The following is a 23,402-nucleotide window of genomic DNA, read 5'->3' on the forward strand; positions in this document are numbered from 1 at the left end:
CGTGTTATGGGCATGACCCGGTGTCGATCCGGCCGCGAGCCCTCACTTCTCGATCTTGCTCATCGATCGGTCGATTGATGAGCGACGCTGACGAGCACCGGGTGCCTGTAAGAACTCTGTCACCAGCCGCACACGGCGGCGATCAGTCTTCGGACCTGGGTTGGGCCAGTTCCGGCGTGCTCGTCGCTTCAGCGAGTGCGAGGCGACCGCCCTTCAGCTCGGGCACGTAGTTGTAGATCGTGTTATGGGCATGACCCGGTGTCGATCCGGCCGCGAGCCCTCACTTCTCGATCTTGCTCATCGATCGGTCGATTGATGAGCGACGCTGACGAGCCCTGACTCGTAGGCGCTGATCACCAGCTGCGCGCGGTCCCGCGCACGCAGCTTGCTCAGCAGCCGACCGATGTAGGTCTTGATGGTGCCGTTGCTGAGGTGGAGGTACTCGGAGATGCCGGCATTGGAGAGGCCACGCGCCACGAGCACAAGGACCTCACGCTCGCGCTCCGTGAGGTCCTCGAGCGAGGAGCCCGGCGCATGGTGCGCATGGGGAAGACGAGCGAACTCGGCGATCAGGCGTCGGGTCACCGAAGGGGCGAGAAGGGACTCGCCGGCGGCGACAGTGCGGATCCCTGCCAGCAGCACCTCGGGTGATGTGTCTTTGAGGAGGAATCCCGCTGCCCCGGCACGCAGCGCGCCGTACACGTACTCGTCGAGGTCGAAGGTGGTGAGGACAAGAACGCGTGTCCCGGCTGTCTCGGGAGATCCGGCTATGCGCCGTGTCGCCTCGATGCCGTCCATGCCGGGCATCCTGATGTCCATCAGCACCACGTCCGGGCAGAGCCGCTGTGCGCTCTCGACAGCTTCGGCCCCGGTGCCGGCCTCGCCCACCGCCGTCAGCCCTGGAGCGGTGTCGATGAGCACCCGGAAGCTGCCTCGGAGCAGGGACTGGTCATCGGCGACGAGTACCCGGATGGGTTCGGTCACGCGGTCCTCTCCCTGCGGCTCGCGGCCGTGCTGTGAGCGGGCTCGGGCGGGAGACGAGCCGACACAGCGAACCCGCCACCGGGCCGTGGCCCGGCGGCCAACGTCCCGCCGTACATCATCACGCGTTCGCGCATCCCCACGAGTCCGTGGCCACCCCTGAGTTCGGCCCGGTTGGATGCGGCCGCGTTCCCGGCTCCGTCATCGACCACCTCGATTCGCACTTCTCCTCGCGAGTCGACTGTGATCGTCACCTGGCAATGCGTTCCGTCGCCTGCGTGCTTGACCACGTTCGTCAGTGCCTCCTGCACGATCCGGTAGACGGCCAGCGCCGTCCCCGCGGGGAGGCCGACGTCCGGCCGGGTGCGGAGTTCGGTACGAACTCCGGCCCGCTCGGCACGCTGGATGAGGGTCGGCAGGTCGTCCAGCCCGGGAGGAGGAGCCGTCTCTACCGAGCCTGGCTCTCGCATGGGCCGTCCAGCAGTGTCGCCGCGCAGCATTCCCAGGGCACGGCGCATCTCGGTGAGCGCCTCCCGGCCGGTCTGCTCGATCGCCTGGATGGCATCGCGCGTTTCTTGGGGGCGTGCCTCGGCCACGTGGTTGGCTACCGCTGCCTTGACGACGATCACGCTGAGGCTGTGCGAGACGATGTCGTGCAGTTCTCTGGCGATGCGCAGGCGTTCTTCGGCCAATGCCTCCTCCGCAAGGCGACGGTCCCTTCGGGCCGCTCGGGATCTCCGCTCGCGCACGACACGGCCTGCGGCCCACGCGGCCCCGATGACCAGCCAGACGAGGACGGCGGTTCCGGCGGCTTCCGTCCACGGGCCGGAGGGCGTCAGGACCGCTTCACCCGTGATGACCGCGGCTGCCGAGACAACCAGGGTCAGGGCGAGCGCCGCCGAAGCCTGGCGTGTCGGCTCGACGAGCGCCACCGCGTAGACGGCCAGGGCCGCAGAGGTGTAAGGGTCACGGGTGATGTCGATCAGTGTCGCCGTCGCTGAAGCACCCAGAACTACGGCCAGGGCGGGCAGGGGCCACAGGCGCCGAACGGCCAGCGGCATTCCGACACAGACGGCCACCAGCCAGCCCAGCCACCACGGACCGGAGAACCGAGGCAGACCGTCTGTGGCACCCTGGTCGGCCAGTGCCACGTAACCGGCTGTCACGACGGCCGCCACGCAGGCGTCGATCGCCAGCAGATGCGCGCCGGTCCGCAGGTGCTGCCCCATTCTGTGCATCGCTCGACGATACCGATGGCCGCTCATCCAGCCTGCCCGAAGAGGAACATCGCGGTTCCCACGGCGCCCACTAGGAGAAGCCTTCCGGCGACCGTGGCCGCCCGTGGGGTCGGCCCGTTGCGCAACGCGGCCACGCCCAAGGGAACGAGCGCGATGCACAGTCCCGCAGCGGCCGCGACCGATAGAGGGGTCGTTCCCTTCAGCACCCCCAGCGGCATCGCCGATGCCAAAGCCAGGGCCGCCGCACGCAGCGGTCCTAGCACTCGGGAGCGGTAGGCGCCGATGGCCAGCAGGAGCCAGCCGCCCATGATGGCTGCGTTGAGTGTGCTGAAGATGTGGAACGCGCCGTAGGTCTCGCTCACCGTTCGCGTCGCCGATGCCGCCCCCTGGACGGCCACCAGCTGGAAGGCCAGGTGGTCCACACCGGCGTGAAACGTGCGGGCGAAGAGGCCGAGGACCGTGAGTGCGCCGCCCCACAGAGCGAGTTCCCGGAACCTCTCGCCGATCCTGGCGGCGAGAAGCACGACTCCCGGCCAGAGCAGCACCCACCCGGCGGACACAAAGCCGTATGAGGCCGTCATGAGGTCCGGATGGTGCCCGTACGCGCTCAGTTGCGCAGGGAAGAAGAAGTCGAAGCGCAGGCGCAGCAGCATGCCGGTGAGCAGCAGCAGGGGGCCGAGGACGAGGGAGGCGCCGCCCACCCAGCGTCCCGGAAAGACAGGGTGAGGAACGGCGATTGATGCAGTCGTGACGGTCATGGGGCAACGATGCTGCCGTCGCACGTACCGCGTCGTCGGAGCATGGACCACACTTTCGGATCGGACCGTGGTCGTACCGCTTGCCTCGTGTTCGTTTCCGGTCCGATTCTCAGACACCATGCTGCTCACGTGCGCTCGGCCGACCCGTGCTCGTCGGCATCCGCGGGTGCCCGAGGGCCTGGTAAGGCGCTGCCATCCGACACGGCCCGGGCACCGGCAGGTCAGCGCTTCAGCCAGCTGCGTACGCGCGCGACCAGGTCGTACGCGTCGACCGGTTTGGTGATGTAGTCGTTGGCCCCGGCTTCCAGGCTCTTGGTCCGGTCTCCCGGCATGGCCTTGGCGGTCACGGCGATGATGGGCACGTCGGCGAAGCGCGGCAGCTTGCGGATGGCGGCGGTGGCGCTGTAGCCGTCCATCCCGGACATCATCACGTCCATCACGATCAGGTCCACCTCCTGGTGCGCGGTGAGCAGTTCGATGCCGGAGCGTCCGTCGTCCGCCGTGAGCACCAGCGCCCCTTCCGCCTCCAGGATCTCGGTGAGCGCGTACACGTTCCGCGCGTCGTCGTCGACGATCAGGATCACCCGCCCGGCGAGCGTCCCGTCGTGAACCGGCTGGGACTCCCCGCCCGGCTGGGACTCCCCGCCCGGCTGGGACTCCCCGCCCGGCCGGGCCTCGCGGGTGGCGAGCCCGGGCGTGGGCCGCTCCGGCAGGGAGCTTCCGACCGGTACGTAGAAGGTGAACTCGCTGCCCTCACCGAGCCGGCTCTCGGCGACGATCACCCCGCTGAGGAGCTGGGCGACCTCGCGGCTGATGGAGAGGCCGAGTCCGGTGCCGCCGTAGCGGCGGCCGATGGTGACGGCGCCCTGCTGGAACGCTCCGAAGATGGAATTCAGGTGCTCGGGCGCGATACCGACGCCGGTGTCCCGTACGCGGAAGGCGACCACCGGTACGCCGCGCAGTGGCGCGGGGAGTTCGTCGTCCGTGGCGTTGTCGACCCGTAGCTCGACACTGCCGCGCTCGGTGAACTTCAGGGCGTTGGAGAGCAGATTGCGCAGCACCTGGCGGAGCCGGGGCTCGTCGGTGGTGATCTCGGCGGGCACTCCGGGCGCCGCGACCACCCGGAAGTCCAGGTTCCGCTCGCTCGCCAGGGGCCGGAAGGTCACCTCGACGTGGTCCAGGAAGCGGCGGAGCGAGAACGGCTCCCGGTGGATGTCCATCTTGCCCGCCTCGACCTTCGAGAGATCGAGGATGTCGTTGATCAGCTGGAGCAGGTCGGATCCGGCGGAGTGGATGACCTCGGCGTAGTCGACCTGCTTCTCCGTCAGATTGCCGTCGGGGTTCTGGGCGAGCAACTGGGCGAGGATGAGCAGGCTGTTGAGCGGGGTGCGCAGCTCATGGCTCATGTTGGCGAGGAACTCCGACTTGTACATCGAGGTGCGGGAGAGCTGTTTCGCCCGCTCCTCCAGCTCCTGGCGGGCCTGCTCGATCTCCAGGTTCTTCCGCTCGATGTCCCGGTTGCGGTCGGCGAGCAGGGCGGCCTTCTCCGCGAGCTCGGCGTTGGAGCGCTGGAGTTCTTCCTGCCGGGCCTGCAACTCCTGGGAACGCGCCTGGAGTTCGGAGGTGAGTCGCTGGGACTGCTCCAGCAGCTCGTCGGTGCGGGCGTGGGCGATCAGCGAGCTGACGTTGACGCCGACCGTTTCTATGAACTGGTCGAGGAAGTCCCGGTGGGTGCCGGTGAAGGGACGCAGCGCGGCGAGTTCCAGGGCGCCCAGCACCTGGTCCTCGACGAGGATCGGCAGCACGATCAGGGCCGCGGCATCGCCGGAGCCGAGCCCGGAGGAGATCGTCACGAAGCCGGGAGGCAGATCGTCCACGGCGATCGTGCGGCGGCTGAGCGCGGCCTGGCCGACCAGGGATTCGCCGAGCCGGAAGCGGACGGGGCGGCGCCCGGCCGGATCCGCCGGTGCCCCGTACGAGGCGATCATGACGAGTTCGGGGCCGTTGCCGTCCTCGGTGTACTCGCCGTACTCGGCCAGATAGAACGCGCCGTACTGGGCCGAGACCAGCGGCGGCACCTCGTGCATGATCATCCCCGCCACCCGGGTGAGGTCGCCGCTGCTCTGCATCAGGCCCGAGATCCGGGCCAGATTGGTCTTGAGCCAGTCCTGTTCCTCGTTGGCGCGGGTGGTTTCGCGCAGCGACTCGACCATGGAGTTGATGTTGTCCTTGAGGTCCCCGACCTCTCCCGGGGCCTCGACCGCGATGGACCGGGTCAGGTCGCCCTCGGCGACGGCGCTGGTCACCTCGGCGATCGCGCGGACCTGGCGGGTGAGGTTCCCGGCCAGCTCGTTGACGTTCTCGGTGAGCCGTTTCCAGGTGCCGGAGACGCCTTCGACCTCGGCCTGGCCGCCGAGCCGGCCCTCGCTGCCGACCTCCCGGGCAACGCGGGTGACTTCCGCGGCGAACGACGACAGCTGGTCGACCATCGTGTTGATGGTCGTCTTCAGCTCCAGGATCTCCCCACGCGCGTCCACGTCGATCTTGCGGGTCAGATCGCCCTGGGCGACGGCGGTGGTGACCTGGGCGATGTTGCGGACCTGGTTGGTCAGGTTGGTCGCCATGGAGTTGACGTTGTCGGTGAGGTCCTTCCAGGTGCCCGACACGCCCCGTACGGTCGCCTGCCCGCCCAGATCTCCCTCGGTGCCCACCTCGCGGGCCACCCGGGTGACTTCCTCGGCGAACGAGGAGAGCCGTTCGACCATCGTGTTGATGGTCTCCTTCAGCTCCAGGATCTCGCCTCGCGCGTCGACGCGGATCTTCTGGGTCAGATCACCGCGCGCGACCGCCGAGGCGACCTGGGCGATCGACCGCACCTGGGACGTCAGGTTGTCGGCCATGGTGTTCACGCCGGTGGTGAGTTCCTGCCAGACGCCACCGACGCCCTTGACCCGGGCGTGGCCGCCGAGCCGGCCCTCCCCGCCGACCTCCGTGGCGACCCGGGTGACTTCCGAGGTGACCAGCGAGAGCTGGTCGGCCATGCCGTTGTAGACCCCGGCGATCTCGCCCATGATGCCGACGGCGTCGTCGGGGAGCCGGGCGGAGAAATCTCCGTCGCGTACGGCCGTGAGCCCGGCCAGGAGCTTCCTGAGTCCTTCTTCACTCAGTGCCGCCGGTGGCCGGGCGTTCTCCAGGGCTCGGTCCCGCGGGTGCGGCCGAGAGTGACCGGATGCGTCCATCGCCGACCTCGTGTCGCTTGTTCGGCGTCCTCTTCCACTCTCGACTCTCGCACGCGCCGCACGGGGCGACACCCCCGGATTCCGTCACGGCCGACGAGGTGCCGCGATCTCCGCCCACACCACCTTTCCCGGTCCGCGCGGCACCGAGCCCCAGGCACGGGCGAGCCGCCCCAGCACGATCAGTCCGTGCCCGCCGGGCATGGCGGGATCGGCGTGAGGACGGGGGCGGGGCGCCACCGGGCTGGCGTCGGTGACCTCGACCCGGAGCCGCTCGGCGGTGCAGTGCAGGACCAGTTCCAGCGGTCCGCCGGCGTGCAGGCAGGCGTTGGTGACCAGCTCCGAGACCACCATCAGCACGTCCTCGGCGACGGCACGCCGCTCCGCGTCCCAGTCCACCGGACCGTCCGGCGCCTCTTCCCAGGCGTACGGATCGTCGTACGCGCCCCCGTACGGGGGTTCCGCGGCGTCGCCGGGCGGGAGCCAGGCCCAGTCGGCCAGCGCCGCACGGCTGAAGTCGCGGCAGCGCCCGACCACGCCCCGGGACCCGGAGAGGACGAGCCTGCGGGTCTGCCCCTGTGCCGGAAGGGCCGCGCTCACGGTTACTCCCGCCGTGGCTCCGCGAGAGCCTCACCGAGGCTCGCGTACCGGGGGAAGACCGCCCCGGCACCGGTGATCGCGAACATCCGGGCCACCTGGGGACGCAGGGCCGCCAGCTCCACCGTGGCTTCGGTCTCCTGCGCCGCGAGCCGTGCGCGCAGCAGCACGTTCAGTCCCGTGGAGTCGCAGAACAGCAGCTCGGAGCAGTCGACCAGGATCCGCCGCGCGCCGCCGGCGATCCCCTCGTCCAGGGCCGCGCGCAGCGGCTCGGCCGTGTCGTGGTCGAGTTCGCCGCCGACTTTGATCACCACGATGTCCGGCTCGGGGCCCGGCCGCGTCCCGACCGTGAACCGGTCCGCGCCGCCGTGCTCCGGCCATCCGTCCCGTGCTGACACCATGCCCGGTTCTCCTGGTCCGTCCGGCCCCCGGTGACACACCCCCGACTATGGCATTCCCTCCCGTTCCCCGCTTCCGGTCGGCCGGGGGGCCGGAGGACCCGGGGGACCCGGGACGCCCTTCCCGGCGACCGACACGCGTTCGTGTGGCTAGGCTGAAATACCCGTCGGTCCTTCCCATGAGCGGCGAAAGATGGCGTATCCGATGAATTCACCGAGCGACTTCGAGCTGCTGGGCGTGACGATCCAGGTGGAGGGCCACACCGACATGCCGGTGCCCGTGCCGTCCGCCGAGCATCCGGACGCCGTGCCGCCGCCCACCCCCCTGGTCCTGAGGGAAGGGGCGGAGTTCCGGGTACGGCTGGAGTTCGGCGTGGGAGCCGGGCACGACCTCGAAGGGCTCAGGTTCATCGACGAGCGCACCCGGCAGGGGGTGACGGTGGGACACCAGGAGATTCTGCTGGGCGACTACCGCAGCGGCGGTCCGTACGAGATCGTGCTTCCGCCGGAGCGATTGCCGATCGGCCATATGGCCCGCGACACGTACCAGGTCACCGGCACGTTCGTGGACGCGACGGGCCGGATCCTCGGCCGGGAGACCCACAGCTTCGAGATCACGAAGGACTGGCCTCACTGACGGGACGTGCCTCGCCGGCGGGACATGCCTCGCTGACGCGACGTGTCTCTCTGGCGGGACCGGCATCACCGACGGGACGTGCCTCACTGGCGGCACCCGCATCGCCGGCGGAACCGGCGTCACCGACGGCGCGGGTCCCGCTGACGCGGCGTGCCGGTGCGAAGTCCGCCCCTGTGCCGGGCGGCCGCGCCGTACGGGTCCACCGCGTCATGGCGACGCCGGCGAGCACGACGAGCATGCCCGTGACGACCCGGAAGCCGAGTTGCTCGTCGAGCACGACGGCGCCGAGCGCCACCGAGACGACCGGCAGCAGATACCCGACGGTGGCGGCACTCGTGGCGCCTTCGTCGGCAATGAGCCGGTAGTTGAGATAGAAGGTGAGGCCGGTACCGAAGATCCCGAGGACGGCGACGGCGACCAGGGCCGTCGCGTCGGGGCGCCCCGGTGCGAGTCCGCCGCCGGTGGGCAGGGCGAGGGCGCTCAGCGCGCTCGCGGTGACGAGCTGGGCGGCGGAGAGCGCGATGGGCGCGGTGCCCCTGCCGGTGAGTGTGCGGGCCATGTAGGCGAAGGCGACGGCGTAGCTGACGGCCGCCCCGAGCAGGGCGAGGGCGCCCCAGCCGAACAGTCCGGTCCGCTGCCAGGGCGCGAAGATCAACAGTGTTCCGGCGAAGCCGAGGACCAGTCCGCCGAGCCGGACCGGATGGAGCGCGCGATCCGTGCCGGTCCCGATGCCGATCAGCAACGCCCACAGGGGAGTTGTCGCGTTGAGTACGCCCGCCACGCCGGAGTCGACCGTCTGCTCGCCGATGCTGAAGAGGAAGAACGGCAGGGCGTTGCAGAGGAAGGCCGCCACGACGAGATGTCCCCAGGTCCTGCGGTCACGCGGGAGGCGCTCCCTGGCGTACCCGGCGAGCCCGAGCAGGACCACCGCGCCCAGGACACAACGGACCACCGTGATCTGGACCGGGGTCAGGCCGTGGTTCAGGGCCAGTTTGATCCAGAGAAAGCCCGAGCCCCACAGCAGGGCGAGCAGGCCCATCCGTATCGGTGTTCCTCGGCCGCCGCTCTTCACTCGCGTCTCCCCTGTCCTGTGTCCTGGTGGGTCGTCGTCCTGGTGGGGTCGTCGTCCTCGTACGCAACCGTCCCTCACCCAATCCGACAGGACAAGTGAAAAGTACTGCACACACTATTAACCTGTACTGCATGCTTGATGTGAGGCGTATGCAGGTGCTGCGGGCGGTCGTCGGCACCGGGTCGGTGACGGCCGCGGCCGCGCGGCTGGGGTACACACCGTCCGCCGTGAGTCAGCAGGTGGCCGCCCTGGAGAAGGAGGCGGGTACGGCGCTGCTCGAGAGGGTCGGCAGGGGCGTACGGCCCACGGCCGCGGGGCTGCTGCTCACCGAGCACGCCGACGCGATCAGCCGGCAGGTCGCCGAGGCGGAGACGGCGCTGGCCGATCTGCGGGAGGGGCGCACGGGCCGGCTGTCCGTCCGCTACTTCGCCACGGTCGGCGCCCCCCTGGTGGCTCCCGCGCTCGCCAGGCTGCGCCGCGAGCATCCGGGCGTGCAGGTCGAACTGAAGCTGATCGACCCCGAGGATCCGCTGCCGGAGGTGAAGCAGGGCCGGGCCGACATGGCCCTCGTGGTGCTGCCTCACGACCGGGCCGTCGACGGCATCCGGCTGGAACATCTGCTGGACGACCCGTACCGCGCGGTCCTGCCCAAGGGTCATCGGCTGGCCGTGAAGCGGGTGCTCGACCTGGACGACCTCGCCGACGAGCCCTGGGTCGGCAGCGAATGGCCGGGGCCCTGCCTCGACGCCGTACTCGACGCGTGCGCCGCCGCCGGGTTCAGTCCGGACTTCGTGGTCGACGCCGAGGACTACGCCACGGCACAGGCATTCGTCGCGGCCGGTCTCGGCATCGGCATGATCCCGCTGACCGGGCTGCGGAACCCGCATCCCGGCGTCGTCATACGCAAGGTGCGGCGGCCCGAGCCGGTGCGCGCCGTCCACGCGGCCGTCCGGGAGACGGCACCGGCCCTGCCCGCGCTGCGCGGCCTGCTCGACGCGCTACGGGACGCGGCCACTCGGTAGACGCCGATGCCGATGGGCCCGGTGCGCCACGGACCGGGGCCGGACCGGGGCCGCACCGGGGCCGAGCCGCAGGTACGGGTGCGGGTGGGATCCGGGTGCGGGACAGCAGTGGCGGGTGGTGCCGGGCCCTCCCGTGCCCGGCGCCACCCGCATGCCCACCGGGCCCCTCAGCTCCGGTCGTACGGGGGGAATTCGCGGCCTGTCCTGCGGCCCAGCAGTCCCGTCTCGGCCATCCGCGCGTTCGGGAGGCCGCGGCCCGTTCCCGCGGGCCGGTCGGGATCCGGGGTGGCCGGGGCCCGGGGTGGCCGGGGCCTAGTGGAACTGCTCTTCCTCGGTGGAGCCGGTCAGCGCCGTGGTCGAGGAAGCCGGGTTGACGGCGGTGGAGACCAGGTCGAAGTAGCCGGTGCCGACCTCGCGCTGGTGCTTCACGGCGGTGAAGCCGTGCTGCTGGGCGGCGAACTCGCGCTCCTGCAGGTCGACGTAGGCGGTCATGCCGTGCTCGGCGTAGCCGCGCGCCAGGTCGAACATGCCATGGTTGAGGGAGTGGAAGCCGGCCAGGGTGATGAACTGGAAGCGGTAGCCCATCGCACCGAGCTCGCGCTGGAACTTGGCGATCTGGTCGTCGTCGAGCGCGGCCTTCCAGTTGAACGAGGGCGAGCAGTTGTACGCCAGCATCTGGTCGGGGTGCTGGGCGTGGATGGCCTCGGCGAACTCGCGGGCCTGTGCCAGGTCCGGGGTGCCGGTCTCGACCCAGATCAGATCGGCGTACGGCGCGTAGGCGAGACCGCGGGCGATCACCGGCGCCATGCCGTTCTGCACCCGGTAGAAGCCCTCCGCGGTGCGCTCACCGGTCACGAACTGCGCGTCGCGCTCGTCGACGTCGCTGGTGAGCAGGTTCGCGGCGAGCGCGTCCGTACGGGCGACGACGACGGTCGGGACGTCGGCGATGTCGGCGGCGAGCCGGGCCGCGTTCAGGGTGCGGATGTGCTGCGCGGTGGGCACGAGGACCTTGCCACCGAGGTGGCCGCACTTCTTCTCGGAGGCCAGCTGGTCCTCGTAGTGGATGCCCGCCGCGCCCGCGGCGATCATCGCCTTGGTCAGTTCGAAGGCGTTGAGCGGTCCGCCGAAGCCGGCCTCGGCGTCGGCGACGATCGGTGCCAGCCAGTCGGTGGTGTCCCCGGAACCCTCGGCGGTGGCGATCTGGTCGGCGCGCAGCAGCGCGTTGTTGATACGGCGCACCACCTGCGGCACCGAGTTGACCGGGTAGAGGCTCTGGTCGGGGTAGGTGTGGCCGGCCTGGTTGGCGTCGGCGGCGACCTGCCAGCCCGACAGGTAGATCGCCTGGAGTCCGGCTTTGACCTGCTGCACGGCCTGGCCGCCGGTGAGTGCGCCGAGGGCGTGGATGTAGTCCTGGGTGTGCAGTTGACGCCACAGACGTTCGGCGCCGCGGCGGGCGAGGGTGTGCTCCTCGCGGACGCTGCCGCTGAGGCGGACGACCTCCTCGGCGGTGTACGTGCGCTCGATGCCGTTCCAGCGGGGGTCCGTGGCCCACCGGTGTGCCAGCTCCTCGGCAGCCCTCGTCGCCGTCGTCGCCGTCGTCGCTGTCGCTGTCGCTGTCGTCCCTGCCTGCGCCATGACCGTCTCCCGGGGTCGCGTGACATCACATCGTTCTTGTGAACTGTGCGAAAGGCCCGCCACCGAGTGACAGTCCCGTGACAGCCCTTCCGAGGTGCGGCCCGCCGCCCCTTCCCGGAGTGGAAAGGTGAGCAATGCGCCCGGTTCAGATGGGTCCGGCGGGCCGCACTGAGACTCTGACAGTGGCACTCAGTGCCATCAACCGTGGAAGGACGCCAACTTCTGCGAATCTTCCCGCCCTTGGTTGCGAAGGTTGCGAAGTCCCCAACGGCCACGCGGTCCTCTACTGTGCAGACAGCCGGAGCAGACAGCCGAAGAGGGTGGCGATGGGCAGGACGTACGCGGGGGCGCGACTGCGCCGACTGCGCGAGGAGCGGCGGATGAGCCAGGCCGAACTGGCCCGCGTCCTGGCGATCTCGCCGAGCTATCTGAACCAGATGGAGCACGACTCGCGGCCCCTGACCGTGCCCGTGCTGCTGCGGCTGACCGAGGCGTTCGGCGTGGACGCCGGGTTCTTCTCGGAGCACGACACCTCCAGGCTGGTCGCCGATCTGCGCGAGGCCATGGCCGACGAGGTGGCGGCAGGCCAGGTGTCCGCATCCGATCTGTCGGAACTCGCGTCCCGGCTGCCGGCGGTCGGGGACGTACTGCTGCGGCTCAGCCGGCGCAGCCAGGAGCTGAGCGAGCAGCTCGCCGAGGCGGCCGAGGGCCGCGCCGCATCCGCCGGCACGGCCGGGCGGCGCACCCCGCACGAGGAGATCCGCGAGTTCTTCTACCGCCGCCGGAACTATCTCCACGCCGTGGACACCGCGGCCGAGGAACTCGCCGCCGAGGCCGGGATCCGGCCCGGCGAGGTGCGTCAGGCCCTCGCCGCCCGACTGGCCGCCCGGCACGGCGTACGGATCGCCTCGGGGGGAGACCGGCCGCACCACTACGACCCGCGCAGCCGCACGCTCTATCTCGGTCCCCGGCTCCGCCCGGGACAGCAGGCCTTCCGTATGGCCACCCAGGTGGCGCTGCTGGAGTACGGCGACGGCCTGTCCTCGCATGCCTCCGAGGACTTCGAGGACTCCTCCCCCACCTGGAGTCTGGCGCGGATAGGGGTCGCCAACTACTTCGCCGCCGCGCTGATCCTGCCGTACGCCGTCTTCCACGCCGCCGCCGAGGAGGTGCGGTACGACATCGAGCGCCTCACCGACCGTTTCGGCCTCGGCCACGAGACGGTCTGCCACCGCCTGAGCACCCTTCAGCGGCCCCGCCTGCGCGGGGTGCCGTTCTCCTTCGTCCGCGTCGACCGCGCGGGAAACATGTCCAAACGGCAGTCCGCGACCGGCTTCCACTTCTCCCGGGCGGGCGGCACCTGCCCGCTGTGGAACGTGTACGAGGCGTTCGCCGCACCGGGCCGGATCCATGTCCAGATCGCCGCGATGCCCGACGGGCAGCGCTATCTGTGGACGGCCCGTACGGTGACCCGGCAGCGCGGCGGCTGGGGAGAGCCCGGCAGGACGTACGCGATCGGTCTCGGCTGTGAGATCCGGCATGCCGGGCGCCTCGTCTATTCCGACGGGCTCGATCTCGACGACGCCTCGACGGCCACGCCGATCGGCATGGGCTGCCGGGTCTGCGAGCGGCTCGACTGCCCCCAGCGGGCGGTACCGCCGCTCGGGCGGCCGCTCCTGATCGACGAGAACAGCAGCTCGTTCGTGCCGTACCCCGTCGTGGAGGCCGGCTGAGCCCCTCTAGGTCGTGTCTGACGAATAGCGCCGTCCGCCCGCAGGGCGGGGCGCGCGGCGTCCGGTGCGTGCAATCGCAAGGCGGTGGGGGCACCGCCCAGCGGTAGCTGGGGGAGATCATCCTCGTACCGGACGTACTTGGATGACTCCGACAACGCAGCGTGGGGGCACCTCCCGTGCCCGGAGGGCTACGGGGGAGTGCGTGCCGGGCGTCGCGCGCCAGGCGGGATTGGTCTGACACGGCCTAGGGTGACGTCCCATGTGGCCAGAACAGCAGCCGCCAGGGGGCGGACAGAACCGGCAGGACCCGCAGAACCCGTACCAGCAGCAGCCGAATCCGTACCAGCAGCAGCCAGGCCCGTATCCGCAGAGCAGCCCGCCGGGCCAGGCACCGTGGGACGTGCCGACGCAGCCCGCGGGCCTGCCCCAGGGCCCGCGTGGCGGCCGCACCACGACGACGGTCGTCGCCGTGGTGGCGGCAGCGGTCGTCGCCGCCGCCGGGGTCACGGGTTATCTCGTCCTGGGCGGCCCGGGCGGCGACAAGGACGACACCACGGGACCCACCGCTTCGCCCACCGGGGCCGCCACCGGGACTCCGCGTGGCGCCGAGGGGCCCCGGCCCACCGTTGCGGGCTGGAAGTCCGTGACGAACCCGAAGCGCGGCATCGTGTTCGACGTACCGCCCGAGTGGGCCGTCAAGTCGGCGAGCTGGGCGAGCTACGTCACCGACGAGAAGGACCCGGAGGACAAGCCGCTCATCGGCTTCTCGGCCCCGGCGATGCTCAAGGAGAAGTGGTGCCAGTCCGACGACGACCTGAACGGCGCAAAGGAGGACACAGCCCTCGCCTCCGCCGGCTCCCGCGGGGAGGACGGCGCGAGGAACACCGAGGAGGCCGCCCGCAGCAGCGTGTCCCTGTGGGTCTACGGCGCCTACACGCAGCCGGACAGGGGGAAGATCCAGGCAGGTCCGGTGGAGTCGTACACCACGGCGTCGGGGCTCAAAGGCAGCGTGGCGACGGCCGCGTCCTCGGGCGCCGCCAAGAAGGGCAAGTGCGACACGGACGGCAAGGCCACCACGTTCGCCTTCAAGAACGCCAAGGCCGACATCGTGTCCTGGACGTTCGTCGGGGCGACGGGCGTGGCCGGGGAGGTGCCGGACGAGACGGTCCGGAAGATCCTCGGCACGGTACGGCTCATCGACAGCCCGTCCGGCTCCTGAGCGTCGGGCGGCGGGCCGTCTCATCAGCATTTCGCGCACTTCGTCACCTGTCCGGTCGTGCATCGCGCGGCCGGACGGGTGACGATGTGCTATGAGGCGAACGGAGGCCCCCGATGAGCAACTCTTCGATCCGTATGTCAGCCGCGCTGTCCGCCGAGCACCGTGCCCGGCTGCTGGAGATCGCCAAGGACGTCAAGTTTCCCGAGGGGGCTCGCGTCTTCGAGGAGGGCCGCCTCGCCGACCGCTTCTGGATCATCCGGTCCGGCACGGTCACCCTGGACATCCATGTGCCGGGCCGGCGCCCTGCGGTGATCGAGAACCTCGGCTTCGGTGAACTCGTGGGCTGGTCCTGGCTGTTCCCGCCCTACGTCTGGCAGCTGGGTGCCGAGGCCATGACTCCGGTCCGGGCCCAGGAGTTCGACGCGCTCAGCGTACGCATGATGATGGACGCCGATCCGACGTTCGGCTCGGCCATCGGCCAGTGGGTCGGCCGGGTGCTCGCCCACCGGCTGCACTCCGCCCGCATTCGCCTGCTGGACCTGTACGCCCCGTACGGGAGTGGCCTCACACGGTGACCACCCGGAAGGGTGCCTGGTCGGAGCGCCATGGGTGTGCCGCATCGGGAGGTGTCCCTCGGCTACCCTCACGAGTGGCGCCGGGGGTCGGGTACGCCCCGGGCGCCCGGTGGAGGTCTTTCCGACGGTGCCCAACGGGGCCCGCGCATGATCAGCAAGCTGCTTCCTCCGCCGATCGCCGTCTCTGAGGTGTTCCGCGATCCGCCCGTGTCCACGATGTTCCCCGAGGAGCAGGCGCAGGTGGCCAACGCGGTGCCCGAGCGGCAGCGGGAGTTCGGCACGGTACGGGCCTGCGCCCGTACGGCACTGGCGGAGCTCGGGTTCGAACCCGCGCCCATCCTGCCGGGGCCCGGCAGAGCGCCGCAGTGGCCGTCGGGCGCGGTCGGTGCCATGACGCATTGCAAGGGGTATCGGGCGGCTGCCGCGGCGCGTTCCTCCGACGTCGTGACGATCGGGATCGACGCGGAGCCGCATCTGCCGCTGCCCGACGACGGCGTACGGAATCTGGTGACGCTGCCGGAGGAGCGCGCCGCGCTGCAACGGCTGAGTGCGCTGCGGCCGGAAGTCCACTGGGACCGGCTCGTGTTCAGCGCCAAGGAGAGCGTCTACAAGGCGTGGTATCCGCTGGCCCTCCGCTGGCTGGACTTCGAGGAAGCGGTCATCACGATCGATCCCGACGACGCGACCTTCCACGCCCGGCTGCTGGTGGAGGGGCCGGTGGCGGCGGGCCGTCGGCTGACCGGGTTCGACGGGCGGTGGCTGGTCGAGTCCGGACTCATGGTCACGGCGATCGCCGTCCTGCGCTGACGGCCCTCGGCCCCCAGGAGTGAGGGTGCTTCCCGTCCGCGCCGGAAGACGTCGAAGCCTTGCTTCGGGGTGCCCGATGCGGTGACGTCCGCGGCGAACGTTCCGCTGGGCCCCGACCGGTTCGTCACGGTCACGGCCGACTCGCTTCCGTCGTGGCGCTGATGTTCTGCTCCGTACACCGGCCCGCTGGCAAGGCCGAGCGGGCGGCCGAGCGAACTCCGCCTTGTTCCACCCCAGTTCATCCAAGGGCCTGAAAGGTGGAACTCCCCGTACGAACGCCGACTGGCTTCGCGGACGCCCACGAAGCCAGTCGGATACGGATCGACCGCTCGGCGTGGCCACCGTCGCCGGGGGCACGGTCCGCGTGCCCTTTCGCGGTAAGCACCCGCACGCGTCCGGCGAGACCGTCCGCACATGATCCGGCCCACTTGGAGTCGGGTCATCCGTCGTCGCAACCGGATCTCGGGTTACCGCGTCCCCTCGTCTGCGAGAACTCAGCGTGCCGGGCAAGAAAGGAAGGGGGCAGTCGATGTCGAACGTGCTGACGGGTGGGTTGGTGTGCGCTGCGGCTGCCGCGCCGCTCTTCGGTTTCGGGTGGCGGGAGGCAGCCGTGGTGCGGAGGCTGCGGCGCGACGGCATAGCCACGCAGGGTGTCGTGGTCGCCAACAAGCGGTCCGACGGTTCCGACGGGAACATCTGGGTGCCGGTCATCGCCTTCCGCGACCAGCAGGGACGCCGTGTGGAGTTCTCGCCCCGGATGCGTGGGAGCGGGCTGGGGCTGGCGACCGGACGCGAGGTTCCCGTGGTGTACCTGGGGCAGCACCCCCAGACGGCACGGGTGCAGATGTGGCGGCATATGTTGGGGCCGGCGGTGTTCCTGCTGCTCGGCGGGGCTGCCTTCCTCGGCGTCGGTGTACTCGTCTTCCTGACGAAGTGACCGCTTCGATCGGGAGGCAGGAACATGCCCCCATCTATCTGGAGTTGTCGACCGTGCGTAACCGGATTCTTCCCCGTCGGTCTACTGCGGCGCTCGCGGCGTCGGCCGTCGTCGTCTCTCTTCTCGCCACTGCCTGTTCGAGCAGCGGGGCTACGGAGGAGGCCCCTTCCTCGTCCGCGACCGCGCCGACCGGGCCCCACGCGACGGCGGGGGAACCGGCCGAGGGGTCGTCCAAGGTGACGCTTCCACCTGTCCACGCAGGCTTCGACTATCAGCTCCACGATCCCTACACCCCGCCGGCCGGGGTGTCCGTCGTCGCCCGTGACCATACGGCGCCGCCCGCCCCCGGGGTCTACAACATCTGCTACGTCAACGCCTTCCAGGCCCAGCCGGGCGCGGAGAAGGAGTGGGATGCCGATCTGCTGCTTCACGACAAGGCGGGCGCAGTCGTCATGGACAAGGAATGGGGGGAGGCGATGCTGGACGTTCACAGCGACGCCAAGCGCAAGCGGATCGCGCAGAAGGTGAACGCCTGGATCGACGAGTGCGCGGCCAAGGGCTACAAGGCCATCGAACCGGACAACTACGACAGCTACACACGCGTGCCCGACGGGCTGCTGACCGCGGACGACGCGAAGGCGTTCCTCTCCCTGCTCGCCGCCCACGCGCACGAGAAGGGCCTGGCCATCGGCCAGAAGAACACCCCCGATCTGGCTCCGGACCGTAAGGACGTCGGCGTCGACTTCGCTGTGGTGGAGGAGTGCGGCCAGTACAACGAATGCGCAGACTACGTCGCCGCGTTCGGCAACAACACGATAGTGATCGAGTACACCGAGCAGGGCATGAAGAGGGCGTGCCAGGGCTGGGGCGACAAGCTGAGTATCGTCCGGCGGGACCTGAACCTCGTGCCCGTCGGCAACGCCGACTATCGGCACGAAGTCTGCGGCACGTCCTGATGCCGTGGCGTGACGCCGAGGCTCAGGGTTCCGCATCCCCTCGCTCTGCGTCGCAGACCTGCGCGCCTGGACCTCATCACTCGACGCCGCCATCGGGCGTCCCCCTGCACGCCCTGCGCAAGATCGCCGGACACCGCTCGCTGACCACCACTCAGCGCTGCCTGAACCCTCGGGAATTGCCTCTGATGGGCAAGAAGCCGCAGGTCGCCAGTTCACGATGCACGCCGCCGAGGTCGCCGGGATCGTCCAGCCGTCCTGCCCCCGCTGCGCGGACGCCTCGGCGCCGCGGCCGGTGCCGCACTCTCCGCTCACCTCATGGTGCTCCGTGCACCTCGTCCCTGCCGGTCACGGCAGTCAGCGCCATCTGAGGTTCGGCAATCGCCCTGGTCCCCAACGGGTCCCCAAAAACGATCTCGAGGCCGTATCGGATGCTTCCGATACGACCTCTGACCTGCATAGATGCAAGTCGGGACGACAGGATTTGAACCTGCGACCCCTTGACCCCCAGTCAAGTGCGCTACCAAGCTGCGCCACGTCCCGATGCGCGGATCCGCGGGGCCTGGCCCCGTCCGAGCGCGCAAGAGAACATTACCCCATTCCGGGCCTGGGTCGGACGCGCGGGTCCTGCGGCCGTGGCCGGTCCGCGTGGTGACGCCGCAGGTCGGGGGCGGGGCCGGCCGGCAGCCCGGGCCTGTGCGCCAACAGCGTGGCGGTTCGCCGGTGTTCCCCGGGCATGGCCGGCGTTGCGCCGCGCGGGTTGCGGACTCCGTTCCGACAGTTACGGTCAGCCACGGTTCCGGCGGGTGACAATCGGGGTGTGAACAGGACGCCGAGGGACCGCGACGCCGAAGGCAGGGCGCGCAGCGCGCGCCCCCGCGACGGGCTGGGGCGCCCCCTCCCGTACGGGGAGGAGGGCGTGGCGCGGCAGCCGGAAGGCGTGGTGCGCACACCGGAGGAGACCCTGGTCGAGGCGCAGCGGCTGCTGGACGCGGGTATGCCGTTCCACGCCCACGAGGTGCTGGAGGACGCCTGGAAGTCCGGGCCGCAGGCGGAGCGTGAGCTGTGGCGGGGTCTGGCCCAGCTCGCGGTCGGCCTGACCCACGCCGCCCGGGGCAACGCGACGGGCGGCGCTGCCCTGCTGGCCCGTGGTGCGCAGGCCATCGCGCCGTACGGTGCGCGGACCGCCTCGCCGTACGGCATCGACATCGACGGGCTGACCGGGTGGGCGGGGCAGCTGGCCGCCGAACTGCGGCGCGACGGGGCCGCGGTGCCCGCCGCGGCACGGGCACCGAGGCTGCGTGCGGGCTGACGTCAGCCGACGACGAGCACGACCTCCAGGGTGCGGGGGCCGTGCACGCCCTCGACCCGGTCGAGCTCGATGTCGCTCGTGGCGGAGGGACCGGAGATCCAGGTCAGCGGGCGGGTGGGATCGAGCCGGGGCAGCGCCTGCGGTACGGAGGCGACGACCTGTTCCGGGGCCCGGACCACGCAGATGTGGTGGTCGGGGACGAGAGTGATCCGGCGGCGGCCCTGGTCGGGGCCGCCGTCCAGCACGATCGTGCCGGTCTCGGCGATCGCGAGCGCGCAGCCCGTGACCACGCTGTCGACGGCGTCGAGCTCCTGCGCGGTGGATTCGGCACGGTCCGCGACGCGGGCGGCGTCCACCGCCGCCAGCCAGTGCGGCGGCAGCCCCGGCGGTACGAGCACACTGCGCGCCCCGCGCGAACGGAGCAGCCTCGCCAGCACGTCGGGCAGCCCTTCGGCGTCGCTCCGGTGGACGAGCGCCCGGTAGTCGGCGAGGTTCTCGTGCAGCAGGTCGAGCAGCGCGTCCGGGTCGTCGGGGGTGTGGGAGCCCAGATAGCCGCGGCTCACATCCGGTGCCTCCGGCGCGCCGTCGAGGGCTGCTCGTACCCGGGCGAGGATCAGCCCCCGGGACCCCCGCCCGGAGGTACGGGCGGCCGGTGACGAGGAGTCCGCTCCGGCGGGCTCCGAACCCGTCCCGGCGGACTCGGGGCCCGTGCCGGGCGTGGAGGCGGGGAACGGGTCCGGTGCGGGAGTCATGTGCGGTTCTTCTTCCACCAGTCGCGGAACGGCTCCGCGGGGAGTTCGGGCAGGTCACGGCTGTTGGTCCAGGCGGCGGCGCCGGGCGGCCTCGCGGGGTGGGCACGGCGGGTGCCGGCGGCGAGGCGTTCGGCCGCGCCGAACGCCGCCGGGTGGTCCAGGATCCAGCCCGCCGCCCTGATCGCGGCCTTCTCCAGCCGGTGGCCCTTCCCGCCCTGCTCCGCGACCTTCTCCCGCAGATGCACCAGCACCTCGGGGATGTCGATGGCGACCGGGCACACCTCGTAACAGGCCCCGCACAGCGACGAGGCGTACGGCAGCGACGCGTCGATCTCGCTCGTGATGCCGCGCAGCTGGGGGCTGAGGATCGCACCGATCGGGCCGGGGTAGACGGAGCCGTACGCATGGCCGCCGGCCCGTTCGTACACCGGGCAGACATTGAGGCAGGCCGAGCAGCGGATGCAGCGCAGCGCCTGCCGGCCGACCTCGTCGGCGAGGGCCTGCGTCCGGCCGTTGTCGAGGAGTACCAGGTGGAAGGTCCGCGGACCGTCACTCGTGCTGCCGGAGTCCGTCGCGCCGGTATCCGTCGTACCGGTGCCCGTCGTACCCGAGCCCGTCGTACCGGTCCACATGCTCGTGTACGGGTTCATGCGCTCCGCGGTCGAGGAGCGAGGCAGGGTCTGCAGGAACACCTCCAGGTCACGCCATGTGGGCACGACCTTCTCGATGCCGACGACGGAGATCAGCGTCTCGGGGAGGGTCAGGCACATCCGGCCGTTTCCCTCCGACTCGACCACCACGAGGGTGCCGGTCTCGGCGACCATGAAGTTGGCGCCGGACACCCCGACCTTCGCGCGCAGGAACTTCTCGCGCAGGTGGAGCCTGGCCGCCTCGGCGAGTTCGGCGGGGGTGTCGCCGAGCCCGTCCGGGGCGGGCCTGCCCCAGCTGCCCATCCGGTCGCGGAAGATGTCGCGGATCTCGCCGCGGTTGCGGTGGATGGCGGGGACGAGGATGTGCGAGGGCCGGTCGTCGCCGAGCTGCACGATGAGCTCGGCGAGGTCCGTCTCGTACGCGGAGATGCCCTCGGCCGCCAGGGCTTCGTTGAGGCCGATCTCCTGCGTGGCCATCGACTTGACCTTGACGACTTCCCGCTCACCGGTGGCCTTGACCAGGTCCGCGACGATCCGGTTGGCCTCGTCGGCGTCGGCGGCCCAGTGCACGGTGCCGCCAGCGGCCGTGACCCGCTCCTCCAACTGCTCCAGGTAGCGGTCGAGGTGACGGAGCGTATGGTCCTTGATCTGTCGTCCGGCCTCGCGCAGCTGTGCCCAGTCGGCCAGCTCGGAGACCGCCCTGGCGCGCTTATCGCGGATGGTGTGGGTGGCGTGCCGCAGATTGGCGCGCAGGGTGACGTCGTGTACGGCTTCCCGGGCCGCCGTCGGGAAGGACGGCATGCCGACGAAGGTCCCGCTCATACGTGAGGCTCCTCTTCGGTACCGGCGAGGATCTCGGCGATGTGGAGTGCGCGCAGCGGTACGCCGTTCCCGGGCTCGGCCCGGTGGCCGAGGATGCCGCCGAGGTGCATCAGGCAGGAGTTGTCGGCGCCGCACAGCACCTCGGCCCCGGTGGAGGCGGCGCTGCGCACCTTGTCCTGGCCCATCGCGGCGGACACGTCCGCGTTCTTCACGGCGAAGGTGCCGCCGAAGCCGCAGCACTCCTCGGCGCCGGGCAGTTCGAGGAGCTCGAGGCCCTTGACGGCCTCCAGGAGCCTGCGCGGCCGCTCACCGAGTCCCAGCAGCCGCAGTCCGTGGCAGGAGGGGTGATAGGTGACCTTGTGGGGGAAGTACGCGCCGACGTCGGTGACGCCGAGCACGTCGACGAGGAATTCGGTGAGTTCGTACGTACGGGACGCGAGCGAGGCCGCGGAGGCGTCGCCGAGCCGCGGATAGTGGTGGCGGATCATCGCGGCGCACGATCCGGAGGGGGTGACGACGTACTCGTACCCCTCGAAGACGCGTGCCGTGCGCCGGACCAGGGGCTCGGTCTCGCGCCGGTAGCCCGTGTTGAACTGGGGCTGGCCGCAGCACGTCTGCCCGGCCGGGAAGTCGACCTCCACCCCCAGTCGCTCAAGGAGACGGACGGTGGCCACACCTGTGGACGGATAGACGGCGTCGTTGACGCAGGTGACGAAGAGTGCGACGCGCATGGGCGGAGGATATGCCGGTGCCGGGGCGCTCACCAGACGAGGTGCAGGGTCTCCGGTGAGCGGTGGATCAGGGTCGGGCGCATCGTGACCCGGTGGTCCGCCGCGAGCCGCAGCTGGGGCATCCTGCTGCTGAACAGCTCGACGGTGAGCCGGAGCTGTTCCCGGGCGAGCTGCGATCCGGGGCAGCCGTGGGCTCCGTGCCCGAAGGCGACGTGCCGGCTCGGGGCCGTACGGGTGATGTCGAACTCGCCGGCGCGGTCATGGCGCCGCTCGTCGCGGTTGGCCGAGCCGTACGCGACGAACACGGTGGCCCCGGCCGGAAGTTCGGTTCCGGCGAGGGTGACGGGCCGGGTCGTGGTGCGGCGGAAGCCCTGGACTGCGGTGTCGTAGCGGGCCGCCTCCTCGACGGCGGCCGGTATCAGTTCCGGTGTGCGGCAGAGCAGTTCCCACTGGGAACGGTGGCTGAGCAGATGGAGCAGCGTGGTGCCGATGAGGGCGGTCGTCGTCAGATGCCCGGCGATGAGGAAGTTCTGCAGGTTGGACACGAGTTCATGGCGCTGGTCGAGGGACAGCTCTCCGGTGCCGGGGGCCAGCGCCGCGACCAGCGCGGAACAGAGGTCCTCGCGCGGGCTCTCGCGCCTGGCACGTAGGTAGCGGTCGAGCATCCGCTGCAGCGCGACGACGTCCTCCGCGGCGGCGACCTGCTCGTCCTCCGTCAGCGGCCGGAAGAGCAGCTGCTCCGCCCGGTGGCCGCCGTGCACGGCGGCCGGTACGTCGTCGGGGTCCAGTCCGATCAGCTTCCCGATGACCGCGCCCGGCAGCTTCCGGGCGTAGGCCGACATCAGCTCGGCGTGGTCGTCCGCGGCGAAGCCGTCGACGAGCGCCGTGGCGTGCTCCGCGGCGTACGGCACGAGCGCGGCGATCCGCGCGGCGGACAGGCCCCGGTTGAGCGGCGCGCGGTGACGCCGGTGCGCCGCTCCGTCGGTGGAGACGACGGTGGGCCGCTTGCCGAAGCCCTTGGAGAGCACGGCCAGCGCGGTGGGCGAGGGCATCACGTCGGGTCGCAGGGCCTGCGCGGAGGAGAAGTCGTCCGCCCTCAGCAGCACTTCGCGTACGTCCTCGTCACGCGCGACCAGCCAGGAGGCCAGTTCGGGGACGTACAGGAGCCCTTCGGTCTCCCGGGCCCGCGCGTACAAGGGGTAGGGCTCGCGCTGCAGTGCATCGAGGGTGTCGTGGTCGGTCGACTCCACGCGGCGCCTCCTGGACGGGAAGGATCCGTGACACGGTGCAGGTCCGGCCATGGTGCCCGAGGCCCCGCGGCGGCGGAAGGGCGCCGC

21 protein-coding genes and 1 tRNA gene are annotated in these 23,402 nt (G+C 70.9%); 9 read left to right on the forward strand and 13 right to left on the reverse strand.

Annotated features, from left to right (window positions below; translation table 11 throughout):
• Nucleotides 1-297: 297 nt before the first annotated feature.
• The 6 genes from AC0699_RS07135 to AC0699_RS07160 form a co-directional block, all read right to left on the reverse strand.
• Entirely contained in the window at nucleotides 298-984 is a 687-nt protein-coding gene (locus AC0699_RS07135) for a response regulator (protein ID WP_478656675.1), read from the reverse strand.
• Nucleotides 981-2,219: a sensor histidine kinase gene (locus AC0699_RS07140; protein ID WP_478656677.1), complete on the reverse strand. Its 1,239-nt coding sequence runs from the start codon at nucleotides 2,217-2,219 to the stop codon at nucleotides 981-983. Before AC0699_RS07140 ends, AC0699_RS07135 begins: the two co-directional genes overlap by 4 nt.
• Before the next feature lie 23 nt (nucleotides 2,220-2,242).
• Nucleotides 2,243-2,977, reverse strand: coding sequence for a hypothetical protein (locus tag AC0699_RS07145; protein ID WP_478656679.1), 735 nt, complete (start codon nucleotides 2,975-2,977; stop codon nucleotides 2,243-2,245).
• Between the two features lie 221 nt (nucleotides 2,978-3,198).
• Nucleotides 3,199-6,216 carry a hybrid sensor histidine kinase/response regulator gene (locus AC0699_RS07150; RefSeq protein WP_478656682.1) on the reverse strand — a complete coding sequence of 1,006 codons (3,018 nt, stop codon included), beginning with the start codon at nucleotides 6,214-6,216 and terminating at the stop codon, nucleotides 3,199-3,201.
• 84 nt (nucleotides 6,217-6,300) lie between these two features.
• The gene (locus tag AC0699_RS07155; protein WP_478656685.1) at nucleotides 6,301-6,813 is read right to left on the reverse strand and encodes an ATP-binding protein; all 513 of its coding nucleotides are present in this window, start codon (nucleotides 6,811-6,813) and stop codon (nucleotides 6,301-6,303) included.
• A 2-nt stretch (nucleotides 6,814-6,815) separates the two neighbouring features.
• Entirely contained in the window at nucleotides 6,816-7,211 is a 396-nt protein-coding gene (locus AC0699_RS07160; protein WP_478656687.1) for an STAS domain-containing protein, read from the reverse strand.
• A 202-nt stretch (nucleotides 7,212-7,413) separates the two neighbouring features.
• Here AC0699_RS07160 and AC0699_RS07165 point away from each other — a divergent pair, with 202 nt between their 5' ends.
• Nucleotides 7,414-7,845, forward strand: a complete 432-nt coding sequence (locus AC0699_RS07165; protein ID WP_478656690.1) for a rho GDP-dissociation inhibitor — start codon at nucleotides 7,414-7,416, stop codon at nucleotides 7,843-7,845.
• Here AC0699_RS07165 and AC0699_RS07170 read toward each other — a convergent pair.
• The gene (locus tag AC0699_RS07170; protein WP_478656693.1) at nucleotides 7,823-8,884 is read right to left on the reverse strand and encodes a DMT family transporter; all 1,062 of its coding nucleotides are present in this window, start codon (nucleotides 8,882-8,884) and stop codon (nucleotides 7,823-7,825) included. The genes AC0699_RS07165 and AC0699_RS07170 overlap by 23 nt on opposite strands.
• 164 nt (nucleotides 8,885-9,048) lie before the next feature.
• Here AC0699_RS07170 and AC0699_RS07175 point away from each other — a divergent pair, with 164 nt between their 5' ends.
• Complete coding sequence (locus AC0699_RS07175) at nucleotides 9,049-9,939, forward strand: LysR family transcriptional regulator (protein WP_478656696.1); 891 nt, start codon at nucleotides 9,049-9,051, stop codon at nucleotides 9,937-9,939.
• A gap of 312 nt (nucleotides 9,940-10,251) precedes the next feature.
• Here AC0699_RS07175 and aceA read toward each other — a convergent pair whose 3' ends face one another.
• Nucleotides 10,252-11,574, reverse strand: coding sequence for an isocitrate lyase (aceA, locus tag AC0699_RS07180; RefSeq protein WP_478656698.1), 1,323 nt, complete (start codon nucleotides 11,572-11,574; stop codon nucleotides 10,252-10,254).
• 326 nt (nucleotides 11,575-11,900) lie between these two features.
• On the opposite strand from aceA, the gene AC0699_RS07185 reads away from it, so the two are divergent.
• From AC0699_RS07185 to AC0699_RS07210, 6 genes are all read left to right on the forward strand, one after another.
• Nucleotides 11,901-13,307: a short-chain fatty acyl-CoA regulator family protein gene (locus tag AC0699_RS07185; RefSeq protein ID WP_478656701.1), complete on the forward strand. Its 1,407-nt coding sequence runs from the start codon at nucleotides 11,901-11,903 to the stop codon at nucleotides 13,305-13,307.
• 259 nt (nucleotides 13,308-13,566) lie between these two features.
• Nucleotides 13,567-14,526 carry a DUF8017 domain-containing protein gene (locus AC0699_RS07190; RefSeq protein WP_478656703.1) on the forward strand — a complete coding sequence of 320 codons (960 nt, stop codon included), beginning with the start codon at nucleotides 13,567-13,569 and terminating at the stop codon, nucleotides 14,524-14,526.
• Between the two features lie 113 nt (nucleotides 14,527-14,639).
• Complete coding sequence (locus AC0699_RS07195; protein ID WP_478656706.1) at nucleotides 14,640-15,101, forward strand: Crp/Fnr family transcriptional regulator; 462 nt, start codon at nucleotides 14,640-14,642, stop codon at nucleotides 15,099-15,101.
• Nucleotides 15,102-15,248: 147 nt separating this feature from the next.
• On the forward strand, nucleotides 15,249-15,908 hold the full coding sequence (locus tag AC0699_RS07200) for a 4'-phosphopantetheinyl transferase family protein (protein WP_478656709.1): 660 nt from the start codon (nucleotides 15,249-15,251) through the stop codon (nucleotides 15,906-15,908).
• Between the two features lie 529 nt (nucleotides 15,909-16,437).
• Nucleotides 16,438-16,845 (forward strand): DUF3592 domain-containing protein, encoded by a 408-nt coding sequence (locus tag AC0699_RS07205; RefSeq protein WP_478656712.1) that lies wholly within the window; start codon nucleotides 16,438-16,440, stop codon nucleotides 16,843-16,845.
• Between the two features lie 38 nt (nucleotides 16,846-16,883).
• Nucleotides 16,884-17,801, forward strand: coding sequence for an endo alpha-1,4 polygalactosaminidase (locus AC0699_RS07210; RefSeq protein WP_478657198.1), 918 nt, complete (start codon nucleotides 16,884-16,886; stop codon nucleotides 17,799-17,801).
• Nucleotides 17,802-18,267: 466 nt separating this feature from the next.
• Here AC0699_RS07210 and AC0699_RS07215 read toward each other — a convergent pair.
• Nucleotides 18,268-18,341 (reverse strand) — tRNA-Pro (locus tag AC0699_RS07215).
• A 277-nt stretch (nucleotides 18,342-18,618) separates the two neighbouring features.
• Between AC0699_RS07215 and AC0699_RS07220 the strand changes: the two genes are divergently transcribed.
• Nucleotides 18,619-19,110, forward strand: a complete 492-nt coding sequence (locus tag AC0699_RS07220) for a DUF309 domain-containing protein (protein ID WP_478656713.1) — start codon at nucleotides 18,619-18,621, stop codon at nucleotides 19,108-19,110.
• 2 nt (nucleotides 19,111-19,112) lie between these two features.
• Here AC0699_RS07220 and AC0699_RS07225 read toward each other — a convergent pair whose 3' ends face one another.
• From AC0699_RS07225 to AC0699_RS07240, 4 genes are read right to left on the reverse strand one after another with little or no spacing between them, the layout of a single operon-like run.
• Entirely contained in the window at nucleotides 19,113-19,862 is a 750-nt protein-coding gene (locus AC0699_RS07225) for a LutC/YkgG family protein (protein WP_478656716.1), read from the reverse strand.
• Complete coding sequence (locus tag AC0699_RS07230; protein ID WP_478656719.1) at nucleotides 19,859-21,334, reverse strand: LutB/LldF family L-lactate oxidation iron-sulfur protein; 1,476 nt, start codon at nucleotides 21,332-21,334, stop codon at nucleotides 19,859-19,861. Before AC0699_RS07230 ends, AC0699_RS07225 begins: the two co-directional genes overlap by 4 nt.
• Entirely contained in the window at nucleotides 21,331-22,065 is a 735-nt protein-coding gene (locus AC0699_RS07235) for a (Fe-S)-binding protein (RefSeq protein ID WP_478656721.1), read from the reverse strand. The genes AC0699_RS07230 and AC0699_RS07235 overlap by 4 nt, the downstream gene beginning before the upstream one ends.
• Nucleotides 22,066-22,094: 29 nt before the next feature.
• On the reverse strand, nucleotides 22,095-23,315 hold the full coding sequence (locus AC0699_RS07240) for a cytochrome P450 (RefSeq protein WP_478656723.1): 1,221 nt from the start codon (nucleotides 23,313-23,315) through the stop codon (nucleotides 22,095-22,097).
• Nucleotides 23,316-23,402 lie beyond the last annotated feature (87 nt).

This window comes from Streptomyces sp. NPDC043870, from assembly GCF_056435785.1.

What these genes read in the sequence shown, in the direction of transcription:
- AC0699_RS07190 (WP_478656703.1), top strand. Translation starts at nt 13,567, where the DNA reads ATGTGGCCAGAACAGCAGCCGCCAGGGGGCGGACAGAACCGGCAGGAC.
- AC0699_RS07200 (WP_478656709.1), top strand. Translation starts at nt 15,249, where the DNA reads ATGATCAGCAAGCTGCTTCCTCCGCCGATCGCCGTCTCTGAGGTGTTC.
- AC0699_RS07140 (WP_478656677.1), bottom strand. Translation starts at nt 2,219, where the DNA reads ATGCACAGAATGGGGCAGCACCTGCGGACCGGCGCGCATCTGCTGGCG.
- AC0699_RS07160 (WP_478656687.1), bottom strand. Translation starts at nt 7,211, where the DNA reads ATGGTGTCAGCACGGGACGGATGGCCGGAGCACGGCGGCGCGGACCGG.
- AC0699_RS07235 (WP_478656721.1), bottom strand. Translation starts at nt 22,065, where the DNA reads ATGCGCGTCGCACTCTTCGTCACCTGCGTCAACGACGCCGTCTATCCG.
- AC0699_RS07185 (WP_478656701.1), top strand. Translation starts at nt 11,901, where the DNA reads ATGGGCAGGACGTACGCGGGGGCGCGACTGCGCCGACTGCGCGAGGAG.
- AC0699_RS07145 (WP_478656679.1), bottom strand. Translation starts at nt 2,977, where the DNA reads ATGACCGTCACGACTGCATCAATCGCCGTTCCTCACCCTGTCTTTCCG.
- AC0699_RS07175 (WP_478656696.1), top strand. Translation starts at nt 9,049, where the DNA reads ATGCTTGATGTGAGGCGTATGCAGGTGCTGCGGGCGGTCGTCGGCACC.
- AC0699_RS07195 (WP_478656706.1), top strand. Translation starts at nt 14,640, where the DNA reads ATGAGCAACTCTTCGATCCGTATGTCAGCCGCGCTGTCCGCCGAGCAC.
- AC0699_RS07165 (WP_478656690.1), top strand. Translation starts at nt 7,414, where the DNA reads ATGAATTCACCGAGCGACTTCGAGCTGCTGGGCGTGACGATCCAGGTG.
- AC0699_RS07230 (WP_478656719.1), bottom strand. Translation starts at nt 21,334, where the DNA reads ATGAGCGGGACCTTCGTCGGCATGCCGTCCTTCCCGACGGCGGCCCGG.
- AC0699_RS07205 (WP_478656712.1), top strand. Translation starts at nt 16,438, where the DNA reads ATGTCGAACGTGCTGACGGGTGGGTTGGTGTGCGCTGCGGCTGCCGCG.
- AC0699_RS07150 (WP_478656682.1), bottom strand. Translation starts at nt 6,216, where the DNA reads ATGGACGCATCCGGTCACTCTCGGCCGCACCCGCGGGACCGAGCCCTG.
- AC0699_RS07170 (WP_478656693.1), bottom strand. Translation starts at nt 8,884, where the DNA reads ATGGGCCTGCTCGCCCTGCTGTGGGGCTCGGGCTTTCTCTGGATCAAA.
- aceA (WP_478656698.1), bottom strand. Translation starts at nt 11,574, where the DNA reads ATGGCGCAGGCAGGGACGACAGCGACAGCGACAGCGACGACGGCGACG.
- AC0699_RS07225 (WP_478656716.1), bottom strand. Translation starts at nt 19,862, where the DNA reads ATGACTCCCGCACCGGACCCGTTCCCCGCCTCCACGCCCGGCACGGGC.